The sequence below is a fragment of the Bremerella sp. TYQ1 genome (assembly GCF_020150455.1).
GTDB lineage: Bacteria > Planctomycetota > Planctomycetia > Pirellulales > Pirellulaceae > Bremerella > Bremerella volcania_A.
In genome coordinates, this window is sequence record NZ_CP083740.1 from 5,806,163 (window position 1) to 5,832,650 (window position 26,488).

Sequence of the window (26,488 nt, forward strand, 5' to 3'; positions counted from 1 at the left end):
CATGCCCACGCGGACGTGAGCATGGCACCTCTTACAGGCTTTCGTTGACACAGTGCGAGCGTTCTTCGATTTCGGGGTGGTCGTCTTCTTGGGCGATGACCGGCTTGCCGAAGCGTTGGTTTAGCAGGGCAATCACCGTAAGCAGAACGCCGATCGTGACGAACGTGATCGGATAGGCAGGCAGGTCGGCTTTGCGGCTGCCAGCGATCATCAAACCGATCAGCGGCTGACCGATCAATCCGCCGGAGTCGAGCATCACCAGCATGAGATTGGTGCCGGTGCCGCGATACTTCTTGGGAAACGCGATGCTTCCGCCGCCAATGATCGCGGGGAAGATCAACGCGTGCGCCATTCCGCCGAGCACAGCCGGAATCGGCAGCAGCCAGGGATTGCGAACCAAAAGATAGAGCGTCAGGCTAGTCGCCAAAATCAAGATACCGATCGTCGCTGCGTTTTTCACGCCGATCTGTTCCGGAACCCTGCGCGTCAACAAACGACATGTGAACGCGGTGATCGCGTAGACCAAAAAGAACGAGCTGATATTCGCAATGCCGACTTCGTTGGCGTAGCTGCGTAAAAAGATCTGTGGGAACAACACCCCAACTCCCATCGCAAACGACATGATCAGCATCCAGCCGGGATGGTATTGCCGAATCAGCTTGAGCAGGGAAGGGTGCCCCTTTGATCGACGCGGCCGATCGCCGCGCGTAGCCAGGTAGGTAAAGACAATCGACGTTAACGCAGCGGTTAGCGAAACGAGAAACATCGTTTGAATCTTACTCTCGATAGGGGCGTCGCCTGCGAAAACAAGATCGCTCACAAGCGGACCAATCGCGAGGCCGATGAAGCCGGACGAACCAAGAACGCCGATCAATTCGGTGCTTCGCCCTTTAGGAGCTTTCAGCGAGATCGCGGTGATCGACGAACCGAACGCGCCAGCGAGACCCACCATGTAGCAAAGCCGCAGGCAATAAATTGCCACGCCGTCGACTTCCCGAACAACTAAGTGTCCCAAAATTGCCGACAAAAGCAGGGCCAGCGAGCCGAGCCAAACGACCCTGGTCCCGAAGCGATCCATCGCGGCACCTTGAGCGAAGCGTGCCAAAACGGCCCCGCACATGCCAAAGCCGGTAATCAGCCCCAGATCATATTCGTCACCACCAAGAAAATTGACAAAGTCGAAATAACGGAAAAGGGAGCTGTTACAGACAACCAGCGCAGTATTGGCAATGTAAGCCAGCCAGAATTCACGGCCGTATGCAATTTGCGGGACAGTCGACGTCTCTTCCGACGCGACAACGGCGGAATTCATGGATCCTCGTCTCGGTAATATGGTTTGTCTCGTTAGAATGTAAGTATACGCATCAGTCGAAATCCATACTCAGGACACAGGCTGGCAATGGGTTGGAAGCGGAAAATTTCAGGAACTTATGAGCAAAACGACTGACCAAACCGAGTCGATTTCCCACAGTGATGCTGTGAAGGGGGATGATCCTTCCAAGAGGACAGGTCGCGTGCTGGTTGCAGTCGCAACATTCAACGAGATCGAAAACTTGCCGATCTTTGTCGAGCGACTTGTGGACACTTTGCCGAATGTGGATGTGCTTGTCATCGACGATGGCTCGCCGGATGGGACCGGTGATTGGTGCGAGGAATATCGAAAGACGAATCCTCATCTTTTTTGCCTGCATCGCAAGGGGAAGCCAGGGCTGGGCTCGGCGATCATTGCCGCGATGCGGTATGCCGTAGAAAACAATTACGACGTGATGGTGAATCTGGATGCGGACCTCAGTCATCCGCCTGAAAAAATTCCAGAACTGTTGGCGGCTTGGGAGGAAGGAGATGCACACAACCGAGTTGTCGTCGGTTCGCGTTATACCACTGGCGGTGGCATTGTTGGCTGGCCGCTCAAACGTCACTTCATGAGTCGCGCGATCAACATCTATACCCGTTGGATGTTGTGGCTGCCGATGAAGGATTGCAGCGGAAGCTTCCGGGCATATCCAGTGAGCCTGTTAAAACAGATCGATTTCGATTCGTTTCTCAGCCAAGGCTACTCGTTCTTTGAAGAAGTGTTGTATCACTTGAAAGAGAAGGGGGCCGAGTTTGTCGAAGTGCCGTTCCAATTTGTTGAGCGAGAACATGGCAGCTCGAAGATCAACATGCAAAAGGCGATGATCGCTGTCTGGACGATCTTTAAACTCGGCTTAAGAGTTTGGCGACCATTCTAGAAGAATGCTCTTCGCATTCGTAAAACGCTTGAAAGCATTCACGAGAAGGTGCTTTAGAATTCCCTTCCCAATTCGTCTCGCTGGGTGTTCATCTATTGTAAGTAAGTGTGCGCACTCTTTGCAAGAAGTATTGGTGCATAAGTCATCGATAGCGCGCAAGTGTGGGCGAAGTCTGAGGGTGAAAATAGCCGCAAAATAAGGGCAGTCAATTCGCTCCACTTGAAGGCAATTTTACGGGGTCGTCGTAACGGCAAGTCCTTGCAAGCGTTAGAGCAAATCCGTAAGTCGCGTGAACACCCTGGTAGAATAGAGGCTAAGTCCGCCCATCGTGGATGTCGTTCGTTGACAACTTAGGCATTCTGTTCCGATTGGCTTAGTCTTACTGGTTCGGTAAGTGTCCGAGCTAAGTCCTTTCGAGGGGGATGGTTACCGCAATGCGTGTTTTCCCGGCGTAAGAAGGGCTGAATTCGCTGCCGCAACTGATCACTAGTGGTTTGCGAATCCTCACGGGTTTATCATGGTAGGGTCGAATTATTCCCGCCTACCCCCGTCGAGAGGACGCTAACCGATGTTCATCGTTCGCCCCTTATCCGGTCTCGCCATCCTTGGCCTGGTGCTCTGTTCGTCCGCGAAAGCTGCTGACTCGTTTCACGTGAAAGTCGCTTCGCAAGGCGAATCAAAACGAGCCGTTCCGCTTCAAGTCGATGTGACGGTACCCAAGGCGTTTGCCGAAGTAGCCGTCGTCGAGCTTGCTGCCGATGGCATGGACCCACTTTATGGGCAGCTGTCGAAGCCTGGTCTCGGCAATGACTCGCCAGATCCACTCGCTCGCGAGTTGCATCTGGTGTTGCCTGCGTCGCTGGTCGGTCCTGAACGTGAGTTTGCGGTATCGATTCCGGAAGACTCGTCCGACTTGACCAAGTTTCGTTTCCAGGATGAGTCTGGCAAGCACAAAGACTTGCTTTATGGTGATCGACCGGTTCTACGTTATATGTACGAATCGGTCGACGACAGTAGCGAATCGCGTCGTCAAGAAACGATGAAGGTCTACCATCACTTGTTCGATCCCAAAGGTGAGAACTTGCTGACCAAGGGGCCTGGTGGGTTGTTCCAGCATCATCGTGGCATTTTTTACGGATTCAACCGCATTAGCTACGAGCAAGACGGCAAAGAGAAAAAAGCAGACGTCTGGCACTGCCATAAAAAGGAAAGTCAGGCTCACCAGGCGTTTGTCCGGGAAGAGGCTGGCCCCGTCATGGCTCGACAGCTTCTCGAAATCGATTGGAACGGTCAGGACGGAAAGACGTTCGCTACCGAGCTCCGCCAGATGACCGTTTACCATGTCGATGGAGCTCAGGTAATAGACTTCGACTCTGAGCTAACGGCCAAAGCAGATAACTTGAAAGTCGATGGTGATCCTCAGCATGCCGGTTTCCAGTATCGTGCGACTCAGCATGTTCCAGATAAGACCGCCAAGCAGACCTACTACGTTCGCCCCGACGGCAAAGGCGAGCCTGGCAAGTTCCGAAACTGGCCTGGCAACAAGGATCATATTAACCTCGGGTTCAACGCGTTGAGCTTCGTTGCGTTCGATCAGAGATACACCTGTTGCTATCTCGACTCCCCCAAGAATCCGAAGCCAGCCCGCTTCAGCGAACGTGACTATGGACGATTCGGTTCCTACTTCGCGACCAAGGTGACCGAGGACAACCCGTTGGAGTTGAATTACCGTCTGTGGCTTCAGCCAGGCGAGATGAGTGTCGCCGAAGTAAAGCAACTGCGAGACGACTTCATTCAACCCCCCAAAGTATCCGTTGAAGTTGATAGTTAGTCAGGGTGATGACACGTGGCATCACTCCTTCGTTGACACGTCGGTTAGCCGTACCTAAAATCGCGTGTTCACCCCAACGGAAAACACTCCATCATTAGCAACCCTTTTAGGATGTACTGTTCATGTCGGATGGTAAAACCGGGCAAATTGACAACGTGATGCACGAATCGCGGCTCTTCCCACCTAGCGAAGAGTTCGCCTCGAAGGCCCGGGTCAAGTCGGTCGAAGAGTACGAGCAAACATGGAACGAAGCCCAGGCCGACTTGCCCGCATTCTGGGATAAGTTTGCCAAGGAAGAGCTCCACTGGTTCGAGTCTTATAACGAAGTACTTCAGTGGAATTGTCCCGACGCCAAATGGTTCGTCGGTGGCAAGACCAACGTCAGTTACAACTGTCTCGACCGCCATCTTGGGACACCGACCGCTGATAAAACAGCGATCATCTGGGAAGGTGAGCCAGGCGATCAGCGGACGTTGACTTACAAGGAGCTTCACGCCGAAGTTAGCAAGTTTGCAAACGCACTGAAGAGTTTGGGGGTTCGTGAAGGAGATCGTGTTTCGCTCTATATGCCGATGGTGCCGGAACTGGCGATCGCCATGCTCGCATGTGCTCGGATCGGAGCGATTCACTCGGTGATCTTCGCAGGCTTCTCGGCTGAATCAATTGCAGACCGAAACAACGACGCTCAGGCCAAAGTCGTCGTCACAGCAGATGCAGGTTGGCGACGTGGCAAGGAATTGCCTCTGAAGAAGATCGTCGACGAAGCACTTGAGAAGTCAGAAACTGTTGAAAAGTGTGTTGTTCTGAAGCGAGTCGGTAACGACGTCGAAATGAAGTCGGAGCGAGACGTTTGGTGGCACGACTTGATGGAGAGTGCTTCTGCCGACTGTCCTGCAACACCGCTCGACAGTGAAACGCCACTGTTCATCCTGTACACCAGCGGTTCGACGGGTAAGCCAAAAGGCATTTTGCATACGACGGCCGGATATAACCTGTACGCTAAGAAGACTTTCGAGTGGGTCTTCGATCACCGCGAGGATGACATCTACTGGTGCACTGCCGACTGTGGCTGGATCACCGGACACAGCTACGTGGTGTACGGGCCATTTTCGGCTGGTGCCACCTGTGTGATGTATGAAGGAGCCCCGAACTATCCCGATGAAGGGCGCTTCTGGGAGATCGTCGAAAAATACAAAGTGACGATCATGTACACGGCGCCAACAGCCATTCGCGCGTTTATCAAATGGGGCGATGAGTGGGTGGAAAAGCACGATCTTTCCAGTCTGCGATTGCTCGGAACCGTCGGTGAAGGGATCAATCCGGAAGCCTGGATGTGGTACCACAAAAAGATCGGCGGCGAAAAATGTCCGATCGTAGATACATGGTGGCAAACCGAAACCGGCGGCATCATGATGTCCCCCACGCCAGGGGCTATCGCAACGAAGCCTGGCAGTTGTACGCGGCCACTTTTCGGTGTTGTCCCAGGGATTTATGACGAATCACTAAACGAGGTCGGTACCAACCAAGGAGGCATGCTGACGATTACGCAGCCTTGGCCAGGCATGCTTCGCGGCGTCTGGGGTGACGAAGAGCGTTACAAGGAAACGTATTGGTCCAAAGTTCCCGGCAAGTACTTGGCTGGCGACAATGCTCGCTGTGATGAAGATGGTTACTACTGGATCATGGGGCGAATCGATGACGTGATTAACGTTGCTGGTCATCGACTGAGCACCATCGAAGTTGAAAGTGCTTTGGTTTCACATCCTTTGGTGGCCGAGGCAGCTGTTGTTGGACGTCCTCACGAGGTGAAGGGAGAGGCAATCGCTGCTTTTGTCACGCTAAAGGGAACGGACGATACCGACGAAGCCCGCGACATTCTAAAGCAACATGTCCGAAAAGAGATTGGTGCGTTGGCTGTTCCGGATGATATTCGGTTCACGGCCACGTTACCCAAAACACGAAGTGGAAAGATTATGCGTCGCTTGCTTCGTGACATTGCTTCCGGCAAAGAAGAAGTAGGGGATACCACAACGCTGGAAGATTATTCCGTGCTCGCAAAGCTTCGTGAAGAAGACTAGCGTTTGACATTGTCGGAAAGCTTGAAACCCATAGCTCGGTGGAACCCACCGAGCTTTTTTATGCAGTCGCTAATTTCAATCATCAGGGACTGCGTCCGTTTAACAATTTCGATGAGTTGGCAGTAATGATGGACGTCGCTCGACGAAAGCTTAGACCCACGGCGGTCTTTGAGCCATTTCCGTAACACCTGGTGGCTTCCGAAATGAAAGCCCCACGCGGATGAGTCGACTTTCGCAAGCGGCGTATTGCGATCAATCCAAACAAAGCCATCACGAAATTTAGGATGACCAGGAGCAATGACCGCTGACGAACTCACGTCATCCGGAGAGACTGCGGCAGTGCTTTTTGCCAAATGTAGATTTACGAGCTGATTCCCTAACGCCGAAAGTGTGTCGAAGGCTTCTTTAGTCTCAGGAAAGAAGACGCGAGGAAAAGCAATTTGTAAGGCGCTGGAAAATCGGCTACGGTACTCTTCGCAATAAAAGAGAGCATAGATGTAGTCGAAGACTTGTCGAGACGTGACCCTGTTTAGGTGATTCGGCAAGAGGTCTCGGTTGAGATTCTCTGTTCGACCCATCATTAGCGGAAGCAATGTTTCGTTTCCACGATTGTCACTTCGCAGAATGCCATCTACGACCAGGCTATCTGCCACAAAGAAATGATTGCAGGGGCGATCTGGCGGCATTTGTCGGCGAACAATCAACCCCAAGGACTCTTGGTGGGTACGCATTGATTCCATGACCTCGCCACGTGGCCAATCGACCATCCCTGGCGACCAATAAATCCAGCGTCGATCAAACGGCCGATAATTGCAGGCCTCAACTCGATCTTCCCAGTCAGCGTCGTCCCGAAGTTGTTGCCGTGCATCGGGCAGTTTCCAACTGCGGGTGTCACCCGGAAGGTATTTGCTGGAGCGAGGTTTAGGGAAGTATTTTCTCCGAATAGTGCTGTCGGAGATGTTGCCGTCGCGTAGCTCTTGGATTCTAGATAGTAAACGACTGCGAGAGGTGTCGATAACGATCGCATCTCGGGCGGTAACAACCGCTGACGTGCTTTGAGGCATAAGGTCCGTGATCAGAATGCCCTGGTGGTACTCCGCCGACGTACCATCTGATCGAGGTGTCAGAAAGTAGTAAGGGGCTGACGGGACAACGGTCTCCTTGGCGAGCTCTTGCCACGAGAGTTCTTCGAGCTTTTGTAGCTTTTGATCGCGTGGGCCCCAAAGTTCTCCAAACTGGATAGAAGGCTTTCGAGAAGTCGGCGTTCGGGCAAACAGCGATAATGCGACGCCTTGGCCAATGTTGAAAACGCTTTCGTCGCGAGTTAACTGAGAAGATGTGCCACGTTTTTTTGTATTGCCGTTTAAGTCGAGGATCTCGATCGAGTCGAATTGATCGAGTAGTTGATATCGGAGTCCACGGAAGGTCACGTTGTCAAGAAAGCCATGGTTCATCACTAGCCCAATGATGCCATATCGGCGACGTTCCAAATGCCACTGGGCAACACGAAGAAATTTGACGTAGTCGTCGTGGAGCCATAGTTTCTTCTCCTGCAGAGGTTGTCCGTCCACTTCAAAATAGCTGTGAAGGGAATCTGATTCCGGAGTGCGACCACGTAAAATTTGTTTGATCCAATTCCCGTTGTTCTGCGACGCGGCAGCATACGGTGGATTGCCTAGCACTACCGTCGCGGCACTACCTAGTCGATGATGGATTTCAGGCTCAAGGGCATTGCCAGTGAGAATCGCGACGGGATCAACGCCTAAGCGATTTACGCCGGTTGAGCTTAAAAAGCTTTCCACGGACTCGACAAGTTCTTCGGTGGCATCTGGAATTAGCTCAATCGCGTGGAATCGCCCTGGAAGTTGCTCGGACAGAAATCGATGCCAGTCCGTGTGACCGTATCTCTTGGATTTAGCCGCACCGAGAATGTTCCCGTAGATTCGATCGAGTATTGCAACGACGAAAACTCCGCTACCCGCTGAGGGCTCGAGAATTTGAACGAATGGATCGTCGAGGGAAAATCGCTCGGCGGGCAACTCGACCGAGTTGTTGGATAGAAAAGTTGCCCATGTGGTAACGTCGGCCAGCCCCATTGGCAAATTAAGCTGCTGCTTGAGTATTTGGTCTGCCTGGGCGACCAGCTGCTTCGCAACGATCCAGGGAGTATAGAAGACACCACGGTCTCGCCGTTGCTGACGAGAACTCTGAGCCAATTGTTTTTCAAACTGATAGGCCCTAGGCCCGATACTCACTGGCGAGTCTCTGCATTTTGTTGATTAGACGAAAAGCTACAAGTCGTAGTCTTCAGATCCCATTCGCAGGATGGCTTCGTCACCGACGAGCTCCTCGCCGTCACCTTGTTTGATTAATAGCTGACCATCTGCTTCCGAGCCATGTACATCGTAAACAATGAAGTCAGGCGTGCCTAACTCTTCCGCCACCTCGTGACTGGCATCGGTGTTAATCCAGGCAGAATGAATCTCACCTAGGTGCTCTTGAACGATTGGGTTGTCACCATACTTGGTTTGGATCTGCGACGTTACCTGGGAGTTGACTCCCAAATAGACGAGACCACCACATACCAGGCAACTAACTACAAGAAGGCCAGAGACCGCAGCAATGGCAAGAACCAGAGGCGATGCTGCACCTTTCTTCTTGATGCGATTAAATCGTGGACGTTCGGGTGATTGAGTCAATGGATTTGCCTGGCAGATGGAAATATATACGCAGATGCAGTTTTACTGAGAGTCCAGCGCATAAAAAAGCCCCGCTTTTTGATCAGCGGGGCTTTTGAAATGTAAATGAATCCGGCGATACCTACTTTCGCACTGGTGGGCACTATCATCGGCTGGTTGTGCTTAACTGCTGTGTTCGGAATGGGAACAGGTGTTTCCACAACCATATGGTCACCGGAAGGAACTTCGTGAGACGTGAGGGCCTCACGAAGCTCAATTTGGTTTGGTAGAGGTGTTTGCGTTTGCGAACACGTTCGATGGTTTGTTGAGAACCTTGTGAATCGTCACTTGGTATTCAAGTTTGCTCAAACGAGTGAGCGTTGAATATAAGTGGTCAAGCATTCGTCCGTTAGTACCAGTTAGCTGAACTCATTACTGAGCTTACACATCTGGCCTATCAACCTGGTCGTCTTCCAGGGGACTCTCGTACAAAGTACTTACGAAACCTAATCTTGGAGCGGGCTTCACGCTTAGATGCTTTCAGCGTTTATCCTTTCCGTTCATAGCTATCCAGCCGTGCCACGGGCATGACAACTGGGACACCAGAGGAACGTCCTTCCAAATCCTCTCGTACTAAAGAAGAATCTCCTCAAGTTTCGTACGCCCACAGCAGATAGGGACCGACCTGTCTCACGACGGTCTGAACCCAGCTCACGTACCACTTTAATCGGCGAACAGCCGAACCCTTGGGAGCTTCTTCACCCCCAGGATGTGATGAGCCGACATCGAGGTGCCAAACCGCATCGCCGCTATGGACGCTCGGATGCGATAAGCCTGTTATCCCCGGAGTACCTTTTATCTGATGAGCGATAGCCCTTCCATACGGGACTACCGGATCACTATGACCTACTTTCGTATCTGTTCGACCTATGGGTCTCACAGTTAAGCACCCTTCTACCATTGCGCTCTATGCCTGATGACCAACCAGGCTGAGGGTACCTTTGCACTCCTCCGTTACTCTTTGGGAGGAGACCGCCCCAGTCAAACTGCCCAACTGACACTGTTCCTAGTCTGGATTCACAGAAATTCTAGGTTAGAGCTAAAACATATTCAGGGTGGTATTTCAAGGATGGCTCCATCTACACTGGCGTGCAAACTTCAAAGCCTCCCACCTATCCTACACAAAACATATCTCAGACCAATATCAGCCTACAGTAAAGGTTCACGGGGTCTTTCCGTCTAACTGCGGGAACGTGGCATCTTCACCACGACTACAATTTCACCGGGTCGGTGGTTGAGACAGTGCTCCAGTCATTACGCCTTTCATGCAGGTCGGAACTTACCCGACAAGGAACTTCGCTACCTTAGGACCGTCATAGTTACGGCCGCCGTTTACCGGGGCTTCGGTCGAGAGCTTGCACCCGCTTCCTTAACCTACCGGCACCGGGCAGGCGTCAGACCCTATACATCCTCTTGCGAGTTGGCAGGGTCCTGTGTTTTTGATAAACAGTTGCCAGAGCCGATTTACTGTGACCCCCAGCAGCGTGAACCGCCAGGGGCACCCCTTATCGCGAACTTACGGGGCCATTTTGCAGAGTTCCTTAACCACCGTTCTCCCGAGCGCCTTGGTCTTCTCGACCCGCCTACCTGTGTCAGTTTTAGTACGGTTACAGTTGCTTCAACCTTTAGAAGCTTTTCTTGGACGTCCCGCTGATGATTACCTCCGAAGAGTCAGCACTCTAACTTGGCTTACGAGGACGGATTTACCTATTCCTCACCTTGCTAGAGCCCACGGACTGTTCCACCAGTCCGATCACCTTTGAAACGCCGTCCCTCCATCAGTCCACAACCGTAGCGCAGGAATATTGACCTGCTGTCCATCGTCTACGCTTTTCAGCCTCGACTAAGGGACCGGCTAACCCTGGGCGGAATTGCCTTCCCCAGGAAACCTTAGGCTTTCGGCGAACAGGATTCTCACCTGTTTTATCGTTACTCATTCCGGCATAATCACCCGATCGCCCCAACACCGCTCCTTACGGTACGGCTCGTATCTGACGATCGGCGCTCTCCTACCATTCTTTCGAATCCGCTGCTTCGGTGAAATGCTTACTCCCGTTCATTATCGGCGCAGAATTGCTCGACCAGTAAGCTGTTACGCACTTTTTAAATGGTGGCTGCTTCTAAGCCAACATCCTGGTTGTCTCGGCAATTCAACTTCCTTAGTGACTGAGCATCTCTTGGGGACCTTAGCAGACGGTCTGGGTTGTTTCCCTCTCGACCGCGAAGCTTATCCCTCGCGGACTGACTCCTGAGATAGTCATACCGGTATTCGGAGTTTGGTCCAGCAGGGTACCCCGGGAAGGGCCCCAAACCGATTCAGTCTCTCTACCCCCGGTATGTAGTGGCTCAAGGCTAGCCCAAAAGCTATTTCGGAGAGAACGAGATATCTCCAGGTTTGATTAGACTTTCACTCCTCCCCACAAGTCATCCCCTCAGTTTTCAACCTAAGTGGGTTCGGTCCTCCACGCGGTATAACCCGCGCTTCAACCTGCTCATGGGTAGATCACCTGGTTTCGCGTCTACCACCTACGACTAACGCCCTATTAAGACTCGGTTTCCCTCTGGCTACAGCCCGTAAGGCCTTAACCTGCCGCAGACGGTAACTCGCCGGATCATTATGCAAAAGGCACGCCGTCACCCATAAATCGGGCTCCGACCGCTTGTAGGCACATGGTTTCAGGTTCACATACCTCCCCTTGTCGGGGTTCTTCTCATCTTTCACTCGCGCTACTGAGTTCACTATCGGTCATCAGAGAGTATTTAGCCTTACGGGATGGGCCCCGCAGATTCAATCCAGGTTTCACGTGACTGGACCTACTCAGGTACCTCTCGGAAGATCACTCGTCTTTCGCCTACGGGACTGTCACCCTCTATGGTTGACCTTTCCATGTCATATCGGCTAGTCGGTGATTTTGTAACTTCCATATGAGAGGCCCTACAACCCCCTGAGGAAAATCCTCAAGGTTTGGGCTATTCCGCGTTCGCTCGCCGCTACTGACGGAATCGATTTTTCTTTCTTCTCCTCTAGGTACTTAGATGTTTCAGTTCCCTAGGTTGAACAGGAATCCCGGGATCAACGTTCGTTTGACAACTTCCCCAGGCTTATCGCAGTCTTCCACGCCATGTCTTCTGATGCCAAGACATCCCCCATGTGCCCTTAATAGCTTGACCACAAATATTCAAAGCTCGCTTAGGGTTAGCACACCCATACAAACTTGAACAACCAAACTATTTCGGACTACCTAATGTGATTGACTTGTCTAAGAGCCAATCACTGAGATCCGATCTTGTAACGATTCACAATGCTGCGTGACGTTTTCACTTGCCAACCCTCTCAGGTTGAACTTGGAAAGACGCCCGACAGACATCGAGATTCTCTTTAAGAACGGCTACCACTCAAAATCGGCACTGCCCTGATTTAGCCAAAGCTGAATCAAGAGCAACACTTTTTGGTAATAACCATAACTCTATGAAATTGCATCGTTTATGTCGCAACGAAGTTTTTGCAGAGCTCAGGCAGAAACCTGAACTCGACATCGCTTCGTCACGCAAATGCCATCTACCAACCAAATTGTCAAAGATCATGCCCGCTCTTTATCGGAGCGGTGTTTCCCTGTCGAGGAATTACTCTCAACTGGAAGGACGTAATGTATCACCGTACGGCCGAGGTTGTCAAACGGGGGTGGTGAAAAAATGACCGCTAAAACTGAGGAAAAGCGGTAAGTGGTTGTGTGGTAATATGTTGTGGTTTGTGGAAATGTTTGAGAATGTTTGGTTTGGCTAGCGCAGACCATTAGTTCGCTGGTTTTGGTGCCTGGCGGCGGAGCAAAAACGGAGACTCAAAACGGTACTCCAGCGGCTTGTCGGTCACGTTGAGACCAAAGACGCCCACTTTGAGGGCGTTTTGGTAGTTGCTTTGTCGCTCAATCATCTGCTTCCAGTCATTTCCATTGGAGGAGGCGGACATACGCAGCGTGTTCCCGCGACGCTCGAGTCGTAGCCAGATTGGCTGATCGTCAAGCTTGAAATTGCCGCCACCCACGAATTTGGCGTTATCGAATTGCTCGCAGCTCAGGTAAACAGCATTCGCTTCGGCACTTGCTGAGCGTGTCCATCGCAGAAAGCTTTTCTCGTCTTGCCATAGAACCAGGCCCGCGGCGATATAGCTTCGATTGCCGTTGGCACCGGTGTCGATTTCGGGTCTGGGAAAGTCGATGATTCGGGCCTCGAACAGAAAGTCTCCGGCCACGTCGTTCCAGATGCGGGGCGCGGTAACTCGCTCCATAACAGGGTTAAGCTGATGGACCCCCGGCGGGACCGTTAGTTGAATACCTTTGTTAGTGAAGTCGACCGGGCAATCTCCCAAGGGATCAACGAGCGTCCCCCAGCCTGGAATGTCTTCCGCGGCAACACTGCAAACTAGGCCAATAATGCAAACAAGGATGCTCAAGGAAACACGAACCATCACGATGTGACTCCTCAGTGAACCAACAGGAACGAAAATTGTGGGAGGGGACGTATTGGCCCGATTGTATCATTGCCCCTAAAATTCAGGACTACGAAATATGAGCATTGCGATATCCCAGCAAGCGGCGGCGATGCTCAAAAGCCTGCCGCAATGTTTCGAGCAAAACGAATCGTTTCAGAAGGTAATCGAAGCCTTACAGCAAGGGCACGATGCTACCCTGGAAGGAGTTTGGGGCTCAGCGTGCGCGCTCGTGGCGGCTGCGATTCAAACGGAAGTCTCGCCGCACATTGTCTTGGTCGCTCCGCATCTCACGGAAATCGACAAGCTGGCAGAAGCATTGCCCTTGTTTGGCGATTCCGCGGTCGCCGCATTTCCTGCGTGGGAATCTTCGCCGGACGAACGCCGACTTCACGACGATATATATGCCGCCCGCTTACGAATTCTAAAACAGCTGGTGTACGGTGAATGTCCGCCTGTTTTGGTGACGTCGATTGAAAGTCTGATCCAGCCGGTCCCTGGAAAAGAGAACATCGTTGCCAACAGCCGTCGTCTGGAAGTGGGGCAGCAGCTTATTCCCGAGGAGCTCGGCAAGTGGCTCCTGGCTCATAAGTATCACTCGACAAGTGCGGTCGAGCTTCCAGGAGAGTTCTCGCTTCGCGGGGGAATTCTCGATGTCTTCGCGCCGGATTGGGAGCGGCCGGTGCGTGTCGAGCTATTCGGCGATGAAGTCGAGTCGATACGTGAAATTGACATCACGTCCCAACGTAGCGTTGAGTCTTTGAAGCAAATCGATATCACGGCGCTACGTCACTCGCGTGAATATCAGGGAAGCTTTGTCGACTATTTGCCAGAAGATGCTGTTTTCATGCTGATCGAACCAGATCAGATGAAACAAACAGCTGACGACTATCTACGCCGAGTCGATGATGTCCGCGATGCGTTTGAGTTTGCAGAAACGATTGCCCGACTGAACGACTTCCGAAAGGTGTCTGTCGCTGGAATATCGAGCGGATCATTCAATGTAACAGCAAACTTGAACTTTGAATCGGTCGAGCAGTTCAGCGGTGACGTCGACCGTGTCCGAGGTGAACTTGACGTTGTCAGTCAAAGTCTCGACGTAGTGATCGTCTGCCAAACGCAAGCAGAAGTCGAGCGGTTGCACGAGATCTTGGATGAAACGCAAGTCGCCAAGACCGGACGTTTGCACTATGTCTTAGGGGAGCTAAGCCAAGGGTTTCGATTTCGTGAAGGGCAGTTAGTGCTCGTCAGCGGAAATGAGATCTTTCATCGCGGTTCTTTGCACCGGACGAAAACACGTCGGCTTGGCAAAGTGATCGATAGCTTCGTCGATCTCAAGAAGGGAGACCTGGTTGTTCATCTAGGGCATGGTATTGGGCGATACCGTGGCTTGCGATTGATCGAAAAGCAGGGGCACGCTGAAGAGCACCTCGTCTTGGAATTTCACGGCGAGACAAAGATCTTCGTTCCTGCTTCGAAGATCGACCTGGTTCAGAAGTACGTCGGGGGTAGCAAGACACGACCGCCGTTAGCGAAGATTGGCGGCGTAATCTGGAAGAAGCAGAAAGAGAACGTCGAAAAGGCGGTCAAAGACCTGGCTGCCGATCTGCTGCAAGTTCAAGCCGAACGAAAAAGCCGCCCAGGTATTGCCTTCGCAGAAGATACGCGTTGGCAGTATGAATTCGACGCTTCATTTCCCTACACGGAAACAGACGATCAGGCGTTGGCGATTTCGGCTATCAAGCAAGATATGCTTCAACCACGTCCGATGGATCGACTGCTTTGTGGTGACGTCGGCTTCGGAAAGACCGAGGTTTCGATGCGTGCTGCGTTTAAGGCGGTCGACAATGGATATCAGGTCGCGGTGCTCGTGCCGACGACGATCCTAGCCGAGCAGCACTACAAGAGTTTTCGCGAACGCATGGCGGAGTTTCCGTTTACGATCGCCAGATTAAGCCGATTCGGGACCGCGAAAGAGCAGCGGGAAGTGGTTAAGGGCCTGAAAAACGGTACGGTGGATGTTGTGATCGGAACACATCGTCTTGCTTCCAAAGATGTCACGTTTCAAAACCTGGGTTTGGTCATCATCGATGAAGAACAACGGTTTGGCGTGGAAGTTAAAGAACGGCTCAAGCAACTCCGCACCACGATTGATGTACTGACGATGACGGCGACGCCCATTCCGCGGACGCTGCATATGTCGTTGGTCGGCGTTCGGGATATCAGCAATCTGGAGACGGCGCCGAAAGATCGTGTCGCAGTTGAGACGAAAGTTTCTCGTTGGAGTGACGAGTTAATTCGTCACGCGGTACTTCGCGAATTAAACCGGGGCGGGCAGATCTATTTTGTTCACAACCGCGTCCAGGATATCGAACTCGTAGCAGCCAAGCTGCAGCGAATTGTGCCGGAAGCGAAAATCGGAATTGGGCATGGGCAAATGGCAGAAGGGGCCCTCGAGCAAGTCATGGTGGACTTTATCGACGGGAAATTTGATCTGCTTTTGGCAACGACCATTATCGAAAGCGGGCTCGATATCCCGAATGCCAACACGATATTCGTCGATGAAGCTGACCGATATGGCTTGGCGGATCTTCATCAGCTGCGTGGGCGAGTTGGCCGTTCGCACCACCGTGGCTACTGTTATATGTTGTTGGAACCCAGTAAACATCTCACGCCGATCGCTAGCAAGCGACTGCATGCTATCGAGGAGTTTAGTCACATGGGGGCTGGCTTTGCGATTTCTATGCGTGATCTTGAAATTCGTGGAGCAGGCAACATTCTGGGGACGCAGCAAAGCGGTCATATTGCCACGGTCGGCTACGAGCTTTATTGCCAGCTTCTTGAAAGTGCTGTTCGCAGACTGCAGAAAATGCCGCCGAAGATGACGATCGATGTAGATATCGATTTGCCGGTTGAAGCTTATCTGCCGGATGACTACGTCGAAGATATGCGGCAAAAGATCGATCTTTATCGTCGGATGACGCGTATCGCTTCAGACGAAGACTTGCAGCAAATCGAAGAGGAACTGCGTGATCGGTTTGGCAAGCATCCCGCGGAAGTCGAAGAACTGTTGCGGCTTGTCGCGCTGAAATTGGACGCCGCTTTTTGGCAGGTATCGGCAATTTATATCGAGGAAGAAGTCGACCAAACGTTCCTCGTGTTTGTGTATACCAATGCCTCACGAATCCAGCAGCTAGCGAAGCTGAGGGGCAAACAAGTGCGTATCGTAGATGACAGCAAGGCATACATTCCTTTGGCAGATGCCAGCATGAATGGATCCGAATTGCTCGATTTTGCCAGAATGATGTTGCGTGCTAGTTAGGTCCGTTTCTATACTCCGCCCGCAATTTTCTCGCGCGAATGTGGCAGGACGCCGCCTCAAGGTAGAAGCTCCTCATGGATGGGAACTCAAGCAACGTGATTTCAGCTGCTTATGTGACTAACAATAAAATGGGTCTCCGAGTCTTACTTGGATGCCTCGTTCTTGGTTCTGTCTTCCTTGCGCCTACCAAAGCTTGGGCACAGTTTGGGTGGTTAAATCCCTGGAAGCAGGAGCAAGTCACTTCCCCAGGGCAGACACCGACAGACCCGTTTTCCCAGCGAAGAGCGGCATCGGAACCGCAGTACCGTACCGCTGCGCACACGATGCCTGCGGCCAATTATCAGGCGGCCGCACCAACCGCGGGTGCTGCGGCGGCAACCGCAGTTATTTCTGATATGCCTGCCAATGCGTCCGCGGCAGCTTATCAATATCCTCAGACGACCACACCGACGGCCAACTATCCAACAACAAACTATCCCGTCACAACACCGGCGAATTATCAAAGTGTTTCCATGCCAGGGAATGCTCCGGTCCAGACGCAACCTCGTGTTGCAAATTTGCCTCAGCAACAATCTGCCGAAGACGACAACGATCTGTTCAAGCCTGCTCGTATCGTTGCGATCGTGAATGGAACTCCGATTCTGGCAGGCGACGTCTTGGGGCCAGTTAATCAGGTAATCGATGAACGCCTGGCAGGCCTGACTCCAGAGCAGCGGAGTAGCGTTTCTCCTGAGGAAATCGAAAAGTTCAAAGAACAAGCGTTGAAGCAAATGCTGCCTGGGTTGATTGATATAAAAGTCGTTTACCTCGATTTCTTGCGTGCGGTTCCGTCTGATCGCATGGAAGAAATGCAGAAGATGCTCGAAAAGAACTACGTTGAATATCAGCTCGAAACGGACATGAAGAATGCCCAGGTCAACACGCCTGCCGAGTTGGACATGAAGCTTCGCGAGATGGGTGGGTCTCTAGAGAAGAAGAAGCGACAGTTCGTCGAAAAGCTGGTCGCCCAGCAACAAATTCAAAAGAAGATTAAAAAGGATGAGGAAGTTACCCATCAGCAAATGCTCGACTACTACAACGAGCATTCCAAGGATTACGAAAAGCTCGCGAAAGCGAAATGGGAACAGCTGATGGTGAAGTTCTCCGAGTTTCCTAATCGCCAGGCAGCATGGGAAGCGATGGCAGCCATGGGAAATCAGGTCCTTCGTGGGGCTCCTTTGAAAGCGGTCGCACAGCGCGAATCGCAAGGCATCAAGGCATCCAGCGGTGGTCAGTACGAGTGGACCAGTCAGGGAAGTTTGAAGAACGAAACGGTCGACCAGGCAATTTTCAGCCTCCCCATCGGTGAGCTCAGTCCGATTATTGAGTCTGCAGAAGGTTTCCACATTGTTCGCGTGATTGAGCGACAAGACGCAGGCATGGTTCCATTCACAAAGGCTCAAGTGGAAATTAAAGAAAAGATTCAAAACGAGCGTCGCCAGTCACAGATGGAAGCCTACATTCGAGACGTGAAGTCGAAGGCCCAAGTCTGGACGATCTTTGACGAAGAAAAATAAGCCATGCCCATTTCCCGGGGGGCATGCAGCAGGAAACTCTTCTTAATCCGATCTTTCGCCGCTATTTTGCCGAGTCAGCTCGAGAAGACGGCCGCACACATCGGCTCGGTTTTCCGTGGAATCTTTGACCGGTTCGGAAGAAGTAGAATAAGCGGATCTAATGCGCCGCGATTGTTTCAGTACCGCCTATTTTGTTGGCTCACACAATCGAGTAAAGTAGCGGTCAAAAGATAACGTTCAAATTCGTTTCCGCAGCCTGCCAATCGTGGCATCGTGATTCCCTTCGATGCTTTTATTGCTGCGGAAAATAGCTGACCTGGAATGTCGCCGGGAAAACTGCGCACGCCCCCTGTGAGGAAGTCTGCATGTCCGATACTGCCAAGCTTGTAATCGATGGAAAAGAAATCGAACTGCCCGTTGTTGTGGGGAGTGAAGATGAAAAGGCGGTCGACATCTCGAAGCTCCGTGCAGGGAGCGGCTATATCACTCTCGACGAAGGCTACGTCAACACAGGCTCCACCACCAGCGCAATCACCTACTTAGACGGCGAAGCAGGGATCCTGCGGTATCGCGGATACCCAATTGAAGAGCTCGCTGCGAATTGTGATTTCGTCGAGGTCATGTACCTCCTAATTTACGGCGAACTCCCCACCGAGGAAGAACTCACAAATTTCCGCAATTCGATTCGCCGTCATACGATGCTGCACGAAGACATGCGGTCGTTCTACGATGGTTTTCCGCGTGACGCCCATCCTATGGCGATTCTTTCCAGCGTGGTGAGTGCCCTTTCGACGTTCTACCAGGATTCGCTCGACCCACACGATCCAGAGCAAGTCGAAGTTTCAATCCACCGCCTGTTGGCGAAGTTGCCAACGATTGCGGCCTACAGCTACAAAAAATCGTTTGGACAGCCATTCATCTATCCGCAGAATGATCTCTCTTACTGCGAGAACTTCCTGCAAATGATGTTTGCGGTTCCAAGCGAACCATTCCACGTTGACCCCGATTTTGTGGATGCCCTGAACCTGCTGTTGATTGTTCATGCAGACCATGAACAAAACTGCAGTACCTCGACGGTCCGAATGGTTGGGTCGGCTGACGCGAATTTGTTTGCTTCGATTTCCGCAGGCATCAGTGCATTGTGGGGACCTCTTCATGGTGGTGCCAACGAAGCGGTCGTCAATATGTTGGAAGAGATCATCGCGAATGGTGGTGATGTCGATAAGTACGTCGAGCTGGCCAAAGATAAGAAGAGCAAAGTTCGTCTGATGGGCTTCGGCCATCGGGTATACAAGAACTTTGACCCGCGAGCTACCATCATTAAGAAGGCTTGCGATCGGCTGCTCGATAAGCTTGATATCAAGGATCCATTGTTCGATGTGGCCCAGAAGCTGGAATATGCCGCTCTGAACGATGAGTACTTCGTAGAACGGAAGCTTTACCCCAACGTCGACTTCTACTCCGGTGTCATCTACCGAGCCATCGGTATCCCCGTGCAAATGTTCACGGTTCTGTTTGCGATGGGGCGTCTGCCAGGTTGGATTGCCCACTGGAAAGAAATGCACGCCTCGAAAACAAAGCGAATTTGTCGTCCTCGCCAAGTTTACACCGGCGAAACGAAACGCGAATTCGTGCCGATCGAAAAACGATAGCATTGCTTCTACAGATCAGATTAGAAGGGGCGTCCAGTGGGCGTCCTTTTTTGTTGAATGGTAACTTCGATGTAGAAGCATCGCTGGTTCTTTAGGGTGTTCCTGCAAATCAATGAAATGCCAGCAGCGCATGCGGCTGCATAGCCGGAAAAGTTTACCTAAATAGGCACACTTTCCGTGATCCTTTGAGGTTGGCCGCACGGTTGTGTCGATGAATACCCTCGTACGCTTGGGACTACGGACTGTCCTAGGCATGAGTTCAGCGAGGGAGACGCAACATTATCATGGTTAAGCACATTCTGGGTGCCGCGGCGGCGATTGCCACACTGATGGTTCCGTCGATTACTCTCGCTCAAGTTTCTGCGGTAAAGTTGTCGCATACGATTCAACTGAAGCCAGATACAGATCGCCTGCATCCCCCAGTCGTATCTCAGGTGGAAATTCACCCGACGGGAAAACTGATGGCGGTAGCCGGAGACGATCATTTCGTCCGGATCATGGAAGTGGCAACTGGCCGCGTGATCGTCACCCTCAAAGAGCATACCGATTGGGTCCGCGCGGCTCAATTTTCGCCTGATGGTCGCTTACTGGCCACCGCGGGAAACGATCGTCAGATCTTGTTGTGGGATGTGAAAGAAAACATCCAACTTCGTGCCGGGAGCGACTTCCCAAGCGTTGTTGCGGCCATTGCCTTCAATCATGACGGATCTCAATTAGCCGTTGCTGGTTTCGCCGATTCGATTGCCATCTTTGATCCATACTCGAATGAAAAGCTTCATCAGCTCAAAGCGGCAGGGAATGACCTCCGTGCTGTTAGCTTTTCAGCGGACGGAAAATATGTTGCCGCAGCTGGACGTAGCGGGATTATCCGAGTCTGGAATGCCGAATCAGGCCAACGCGTAACGGATATTCGCGCCCATGAGCAGCGGATCCATGCGTTGGCGTTCACCAGCGATGGCACAAGCATCGTTAGCGGAAGTGAAGACAAGTCGCTTAAAGTTCACAGCGTGGTTAGTGGGCAAGAGCTCGCCAAGATGTCTGCCGGCGATGCGAAAGTCTATTCCATTTCCTTCGTCGAGCCGATGGTCATCGCCACCGGTGGAAGTGATAACGAGGTCCGTCTGTGGAGCCTCGATACCTATTCCGAAATTGATCACCTGGCGGGCCATGATGGCACCGTCGCAACGCTGGCTGCCCAAGGGCAAACGATGGTCTCAAGCGGATTCGATACCACGATCCGTGTTTGGGACTTGGGCAACTCGCGTAAAAATCCCCCCGTGTTAACGGTTCCGGTCAGCCGTTTCTCGAATTAGTTCGGTCACCATTTTCGCAGGGATGCGAAAAGAAGGCACAGGAGTCGCCTGATGGGTTTCCATTATCGAGACGCATTGCGTCGTTTTCGTAGCTTCTTCGGTAGCGGTAAGAACGCCGCCCTCAATCGTCCAGTTCGATCGCGCGGCATCGAGACGCTCGAAGCTCGTCGTGTCATGTCGGCCGATCCAATTCGCCTTGGTGCCATTTATCAAGAAGATGATGCGGCAGGCGGTGACGATCATGGTGATACGTTCATTGTCACGTTCGAAGGTGGTGCGGCAGGCACACAGCTGAACCGATTGATCATCGACGGCGATCAAGTTCAGAACTTTGGTAATATTCCAGGGTTGAGCACCGGCGACGTGATCTTTGATATCACGCCTGGCGGTCTTGGTGCGGACTCCGCGTTTCCGTTCCAGATTGTTTCTGCCAATGGAATCGACTCGATCAAAGCCACTGTCACTGACGGTGGAACGCGATTGATTCTCGACTTCGTCGGTTTTGATGCTGGGGAAGAGCTGCGATTCTCCATCGACGTCGACGAAATCATCATTTATGACCCGAACAATCCTGACGAAACCCTGATCGACCCGATTGCTTCTGGGGCAGAATTTCATGGTACGCTTCTGACGGGAGAATTCTCGGCAGCTCACTATGAAAACGCAACGATCAATACAAAATTCATCGACATGTACGATGCCAAATTGGCCGAATCAGGGCTGGATTTGCCATCAGACAATGCGACCGGTCATCGTGACCGTACTGACGGTGCTTTTGGTAGTATCGTTCAATTGCCACTTCCAATTAGCATCAGTGGTACTGTCTACCACGATCCGAACTTGAGCCTGACTCACGATCCCGGCGAACAGGGGATTTCGGGGGTCTCGCTTACGCTGTGGAAGAAAGAGAACGGCGTCTTCGTCAACACGGGGCACACTGTGACGACCGACGCAAACGGCAATTACATTTTTGGTGAAGAGCTTGGTTTGCAGCCTGGAACCTACCAGGTTCGCGAAACTCAACCGACCGGCTACTTCAGCGTTGGTGCTGTTCCAGGGACAGTAGAAGGAACGCAAACTGGATCGACTGTTTCAGGCGATCCTGACGTGCTTACCGAAATTAGCATTCCGTTAGGCGGCACGGCGGCGATTGACTACGACTTCGCGGAAGCAACTCCAGCGATGATCGACGGATACGTCTATCACGATCGTGATAACGACGGTGTCAAAGAAGCGGGCGAAGAAGGCATCGCGGGTGTTCAAATCCGTGTGCAGGGAGTCGACGTCCTTGGCAATCCACAGTCGTTCCTTGTCACGACCGATGCCAATGGCTACTACAAAGTCATCAACATGCCTCCAGGCGTGTACGAGGTCCTCGAAGTCGTCCAGCCTCCGACGTACCAAGATGGTAAGGATACCGCAGGTACGGTGAATGGTGTGACCAAGGGAACCGCACACAACCCAGGCGATCGTATCAGCACGATCTCGCTGCAGGGTGGCGATTCCGGGATCAACTATAACTTCGGCGAAATTCGACCGGCCGAGATCAGTGGCCGTGTTCATCTGACCGATCCAGAAGGAAACTGCTACGGCGAAAACATCGTCACGACTCCAATCGAAGGTGCCGTTGTTAATCTGTACGACAGCGAAGGAAACCTGGTCGCGACAACAACTACCGATGCCAACGGTGAATACTTCTTCGGAAACTTACTGCCGGGGACCTACACCATTGAAGAGATCACGCCTCCAGGTTTGATCGATGGTGGCGATCACGTTGGTACGATCGACGGAATCAAAGTCGGAAATCTTGATGGTAACGACCGAATTGCCGACATCGAATTGTTGTCAGGCGACTCTGGGGTTCATTACGACTTCTGCGAACACCTGCCAGCAAGTCTATCTGGCTACGTTTATCACGACCGTAACAACAACGGTATCCGCGAAGCAGGCGAAGAAGGCATTGAAGGCGTCTTGGTACAATTGTACGACGCGAATAACATTCCAGCTGGCTTGGCAATCACCGACGAAAACGGATTCTACGAGTTCCTTGGGCTTTCCAAGGGACAGTATCAAATTGCGGAAATTCAGCCGTTTGAATACATCGATGGTCTCGACACGGCCGGTACGATTTTTGGAACGACCGTTGGTGCCGCAGTGAACCCAGGCGACGAGATCAACACGATCGACGTCAAATGGGGTGACGAAGGTATCGAGTATAACTTCGGTGAAATCAAGCACGGCTCGATAAGTGGCTACGTCTACCACGACCGAAACGTCAATGGCGCCAAGAACGCTGGTGAAGAAGGAATAGCTGACGTAACGATCACGCTGATCAATACGGTTACCAATGAAACGTTCGTAACCACGACCGATGCCAATGGTTACTACGAGTTTTTAAACCTCGTTCCTGGAAGCTATCGCGTTATTGAAACCCATCCGCTTGCCTACCAGGATGGAACTGACGAAGCGGGAACGATCAATGGAGTCGTTCGAGGCGCGGCTGTTAATCCTGGCGACGAAATCAATGGGATAACGATTGGCAGCGACGAACACGGGATCAACTACAATTTCGGTGAATTCCTTTATGCTTCGATCTCTGGTAGCGTTCACCTGACCGATGAAGATGGGAATTGTGATCACGAATCGGCAACCTCGCGACCTGTCGTTGGGGCTACGATTCACTTGTACGATGCCAACGGTAATCTGTTGAAATCGACGGTGACCGACGCTAACGGTGATTACTATTTCGGTGAGTTGCTGCCCGGTTCTTACACGGTTGTCGAAGTCACGCCTCCTGGGCTGATCGATGGGGGCGACCATATTGGTACGATCAACGGAGTTACCGTCGGCGAGTTCAATGGAAACGATCGTATCGAGACGATCGTTCTAACCGCCGGACAGCATGGCGAAGATTATAACTTCTGTGAAAGCGAGCCCGCAGATCTGTCCGGATACGTCTATCACGATCGAAACAACAACGGTGTTCGCGAAGCCGGAGAAGAGGGCATCGGTGGAACAACGGTTCAGCTGTTCGATGAAAATGGCAACCTGGTCGATACCCTGGTGACTGACAGCAACGGCTTCTATCACTTCACCGGTTTAACCAAGAGCGTCTACCGTATCGTCGAGACCCAGCCGACCGGTTATCTCGATGGATTGGATGCCGCAGGTACGATCAACGGCAGCACGGTTGGTTCGGCAACGAATCCAGGTGATGTCATTCACACGATTGATCTGAAGTTTGGCCAGTCCGGGATCGAATACAATTTTGGCGAAGTGCTCCCGACTTCGATCGGTGGTTTCGTCCACGTCGATCCAAACCAGGATTGCTACTTCGATGAAAACGAAGATCCAATCGTGGGCGTAAAGATCACGTTGCTGGATGCCAATGGAAATGAGATTGCCACAACGTTTACCGACGCTAACGGTCATTATCAGTTCAATGGCTTGCCGCCGGGAACCTATACGGTTGTCGAGTCGCAGCCAACTGGGTACTTCCAAGGTGGTCAGATCGATCGCAACGGTTTGGCAGATGCGTCCGTAACCGACGTGATCTCGAATATCGTGACTCACTCGGGGCAGCACCTCGACGAGCATAACTTCTGCGAACTGCCACCTGCGTCGCTTTCGGGTTACGTCTTCCAGGATGGTGCGGTCATCTCGAACGCAACGGGAGAAGTGCCAGACGATATTGCAAGTTTGCGTGATGGTCAGCGAACCGACGATGATACGCCACTTGCTGGAGTTGTTTTGGAACTGCGCGATGGTTTCTCAGGCGAACCAATCCTGGGTAGCAGCGATGCCGTTCTGCAAGGACTTTATGGCGACGGACCAATTCGCGTGGTCACCGACGCCAATGGCTTTTATAAATTTGAAGGACTGAAGACAGGCTTCTACGCGGTCTATCAAGTTCATCCTGAAGGCTATGTCGATAGCATCGACACGGTCGGTACAACGGGTGGTTTGGCAGTGAATCCAGGAACGGTTGGTCCTGAAGTATCTGCTTTGTCGGTCAATCCAGGACACGATGCCATCATTCGCATTTTTGTCGTCGGTGGTACCGAATCGTACGAAAATAACTTCAGCGAAATTCGTGTGGTTCCTTTCATTCCACCACCGGAATTCCCACCACAAGATCCGCCAGTAACTCCACCTCCGGTTGGTGTTGCTCCTCCAAGCCCTGAACTGATTCCACCGGCTCAGTTGTTGGCACTACCGCAGATTGTTCAGCCGTTTGGTGGTTCGGCGGTTGGATTTACCTGGCACCTGAGCGTGGTGAATGCAGGCGATCCACGGGGTAAGGAACCGGTTGCTTCCTCGGAATCGTTCTGGCTGACTTCGGCCAATGGCGATATGAATCCATGGAACGTTGACAATTTGAGCCAGGCTCGGTGGACGCTTCTCACTGAAGCGGAGGATGGCGAAGAATCGGAACTGTTGCAGCGTCTATTCGGCTCGAAGGATGCTATTCCTGTTGCTGGTGACTTCAACGGTGACGGTGTCAGCGAGATCGGTGTCTTCATTGATGGCCATTGGTTCATCGATTTGAACGGAAACGGTCGCTGGGACGACGAAGACATGTACGCCAAACTAGGCCACGAAGGGGATCAGCCCGTTGTTGGTGATTGGGATGGTGACGGCAAGGACGACATTGGTATCTACGGCAAGTCGTGGCCAAACGATCCTCGCGCCGTCAAAGAAGAGCCTGGTCTTCCAGATGCTGCGAATAATTTCGTATCCCTAGAGAAGCCGAAGAACGTTCCACCGAAAGAAGAGCATGCCCCACACGGTACCCGTGTATTGAAAGTGGCACAGCATGGTAAGTTCCGCCAAGACTTGATTGATCACACGTTCCACTTTGGCGTTGGTGGCGATCACGCTCTCGTTGGCGACTGGAACGGCGACGGCATCAGCACGATTGCCGTCTTCCGGAATGGCACATGGCATGTCGATTCCAACGGCGACGGTCGCTGGAACCCAGAAGTTGACGCGGCATTCGCCTATGGTCAGGAAGGTGACCTGCCGGTCGTGGGGGACTGGAATGGCGATGGAATCGATGAAATCGGTATCTATCGTGGCGGCGAATGGATCGTTGACGACAACGGTAATCACGAAATGGACCCCACCGACAAAGTCTTCCAACTTGGTGACTGGGAAGACATGCCAACGGTTGGCGACTGGGATGGCGACGGTACCGACGACCCTGGCGTCTTCCACGCCAATAAGGAAGGTGCCGTTACCGTTGCCAATCGTAAGGCGAGCTAAGTCCAAGCCTTGCGAG

At 52.3% G+C, this 26,488-nt stretch carries 12 protein-coding genes and 2 rRNA genes; 8 read left to right on the plus strand and 6 right to left on the minus strand.

Features of this window, described 5'->3' with window-relative positions; translation table 11 throughout:
• Positions 1-31: 31 nt before the first annotated feature.
• Positions 32-1,312, minus strand: coding sequence for an MFS transporter (locus LA756_RS23640; RefSeq protein ID WP_224437192.1), 1,281 nt, complete (start codon positions 1,310-1,312; stop codon positions 32-34).
• A 118-nt stretch (positions 1,313-1,430) separates the two neighbouring features.
• On the opposite strand from LA756_RS23640, the gene LA756_RS23645 reads away from it, so the two are divergent.
• The 3 genes from LA756_RS23645 (at position 1,431) to acs (ending at position 6,140) form a co-directional block, all read left to right on the plus strand.
• Positions 1,431-2,231 carry a polyprenol monophosphomannose synthase gene (locus LA756_RS23645; protein WP_224437193.1) on the plus strand — a complete coding sequence of 267 codons (801 nt, stop codon included), beginning with the start codon at positions 1,431-1,433 and terminating at the stop codon, positions 2,229-2,231.
• 568 nt (positions 2,232-2,799) lie between these two features.
• Positions 2,800-4,062 (plus strand): DUF6807 family protein, encoded by a 1,263-nt coding sequence (locus LA756_RS23650; protein WP_224437194.1) that lies wholly within the window; start codon positions 2,800-2,802, stop codon positions 4,060-4,062.
• A gap of 122 nt (positions 4,063-4,184) precedes the next feature.
• Positions 4,185-6,140: an acetate--CoA ligase gene (gene acs / locus LA756_RS23655; RefSeq protein WP_224437195.1), complete on the plus strand. Its 1,956-nt coding sequence runs from the start codon at positions 4,185-4,187 to the stop codon at positions 6,138-6,140.
• Here the strand turns inward: acs and LA756_RS23660 are convergent.
• The 5 genes from LA756_RS23660 to LA756_RS23680 form a co-directional block, all read right to left on the minus strand.
• Complete coding sequence (locus LA756_RS23660; protein ID WP_224437196.1) at positions 6,137-8,395, minus strand: type ISP restriction/modification enzyme; 2,259 nt, start codon at positions 8,393-8,395, stop codon at positions 6,137-6,139. The genes acs and LA756_RS23660 overlap by 4 nt on opposite strands.
• Before the next feature lie 36 nt (positions 8,396-8,431).
• The gene (locus LA756_RS23665) at positions 8,432-8,839 is read right to left on the minus strand and encodes a hypothetical protein (protein WP_224437197.1); all 408 of its coding nucleotides are present in this window, start codon (positions 8,837-8,839) and stop codon (positions 8,432-8,434) included.
• 109 nt (positions 8,840-8,948) lie between these two features.
• A 5S ribosomal RNA gene (gene rrf / locus LA756_RS23670) occupies positions 8,949-9,057 on the minus strand.
• Between the two features lie 151 nt (positions 9,058-9,208).
• Positions 9,209-12,049, minus strand: a 23S ribosomal RNA gene (locus tag LA756_RS23675).
• A gap of 622 nt (positions 12,050-12,671) precedes the next feature.
• The gene (locus LA756_RS23680) at positions 12,672-13,343 is read right to left on the minus strand and encodes a DUF1349 domain-containing protein (protein WP_224437198.1); all 672 of its coding nucleotides are present in this window, start codon (positions 13,341-13,343) and stop codon (positions 12,672-12,674) included.
• Positions 13,344-13,443: 100 nt separating this feature from the next.
• On the opposite strand from LA756_RS23680, the gene mfd reads away from it, so the two are divergent.
• From mfd to LA756_RS23705, 5 genes are all read left to right on the plus strand, one after another.
• Entirely contained in the window at positions 13,444-16,686 is a 3,243-nt protein-coding gene (gene mfd, locus LA756_RS23685) for a transcription-repair coupling factor (RefSeq protein ID WP_224437199.1), read from the plus strand.
• A 323-nt stretch (positions 16,687-17,009) separates the two neighbouring features.
• Positions 17,010-18,242, plus strand: coding sequence for a peptidyl-prolyl cis-trans isomerase (locus LA756_RS23690; RefSeq protein WP_224437200.1), 1,233 nt, complete (start codon positions 17,010-17,012; stop codon positions 18,240-18,242).
• Positions 18,243-18,607: 365 nt separating this feature from the next.
• A complete protein-coding gene (locus tag LA756_RS23695; protein ID WP_224437201.1) occupies positions 18,608-19,894 on the plus strand; it encodes a citrate synthase in 1,287 nt (428 codons plus the stop codon).
• A gap of 284 nt (positions 19,895-20,178) precedes the next feature.
• A complete protein-coding gene (locus tag LA756_RS23700; protein ID WP_224437202.1) occupies positions 20,179-21,207 on the plus strand; it encodes a WD40 repeat domain-containing protein in 1,029 nt (342 codons plus the stop codon).
• Positions 21,208-21,258: 51 nt separating this feature from the next.
• Entirely contained in the window at positions 21,259-26,472 is a 5,214-nt protein-coding gene (locus LA756_RS23705) for an SdrD B-like domain-containing protein (RefSeq protein ID WP_224437203.1), read from the plus strand.
• Positions 26,473-26,488: the final 16 nt, after the last annotated feature.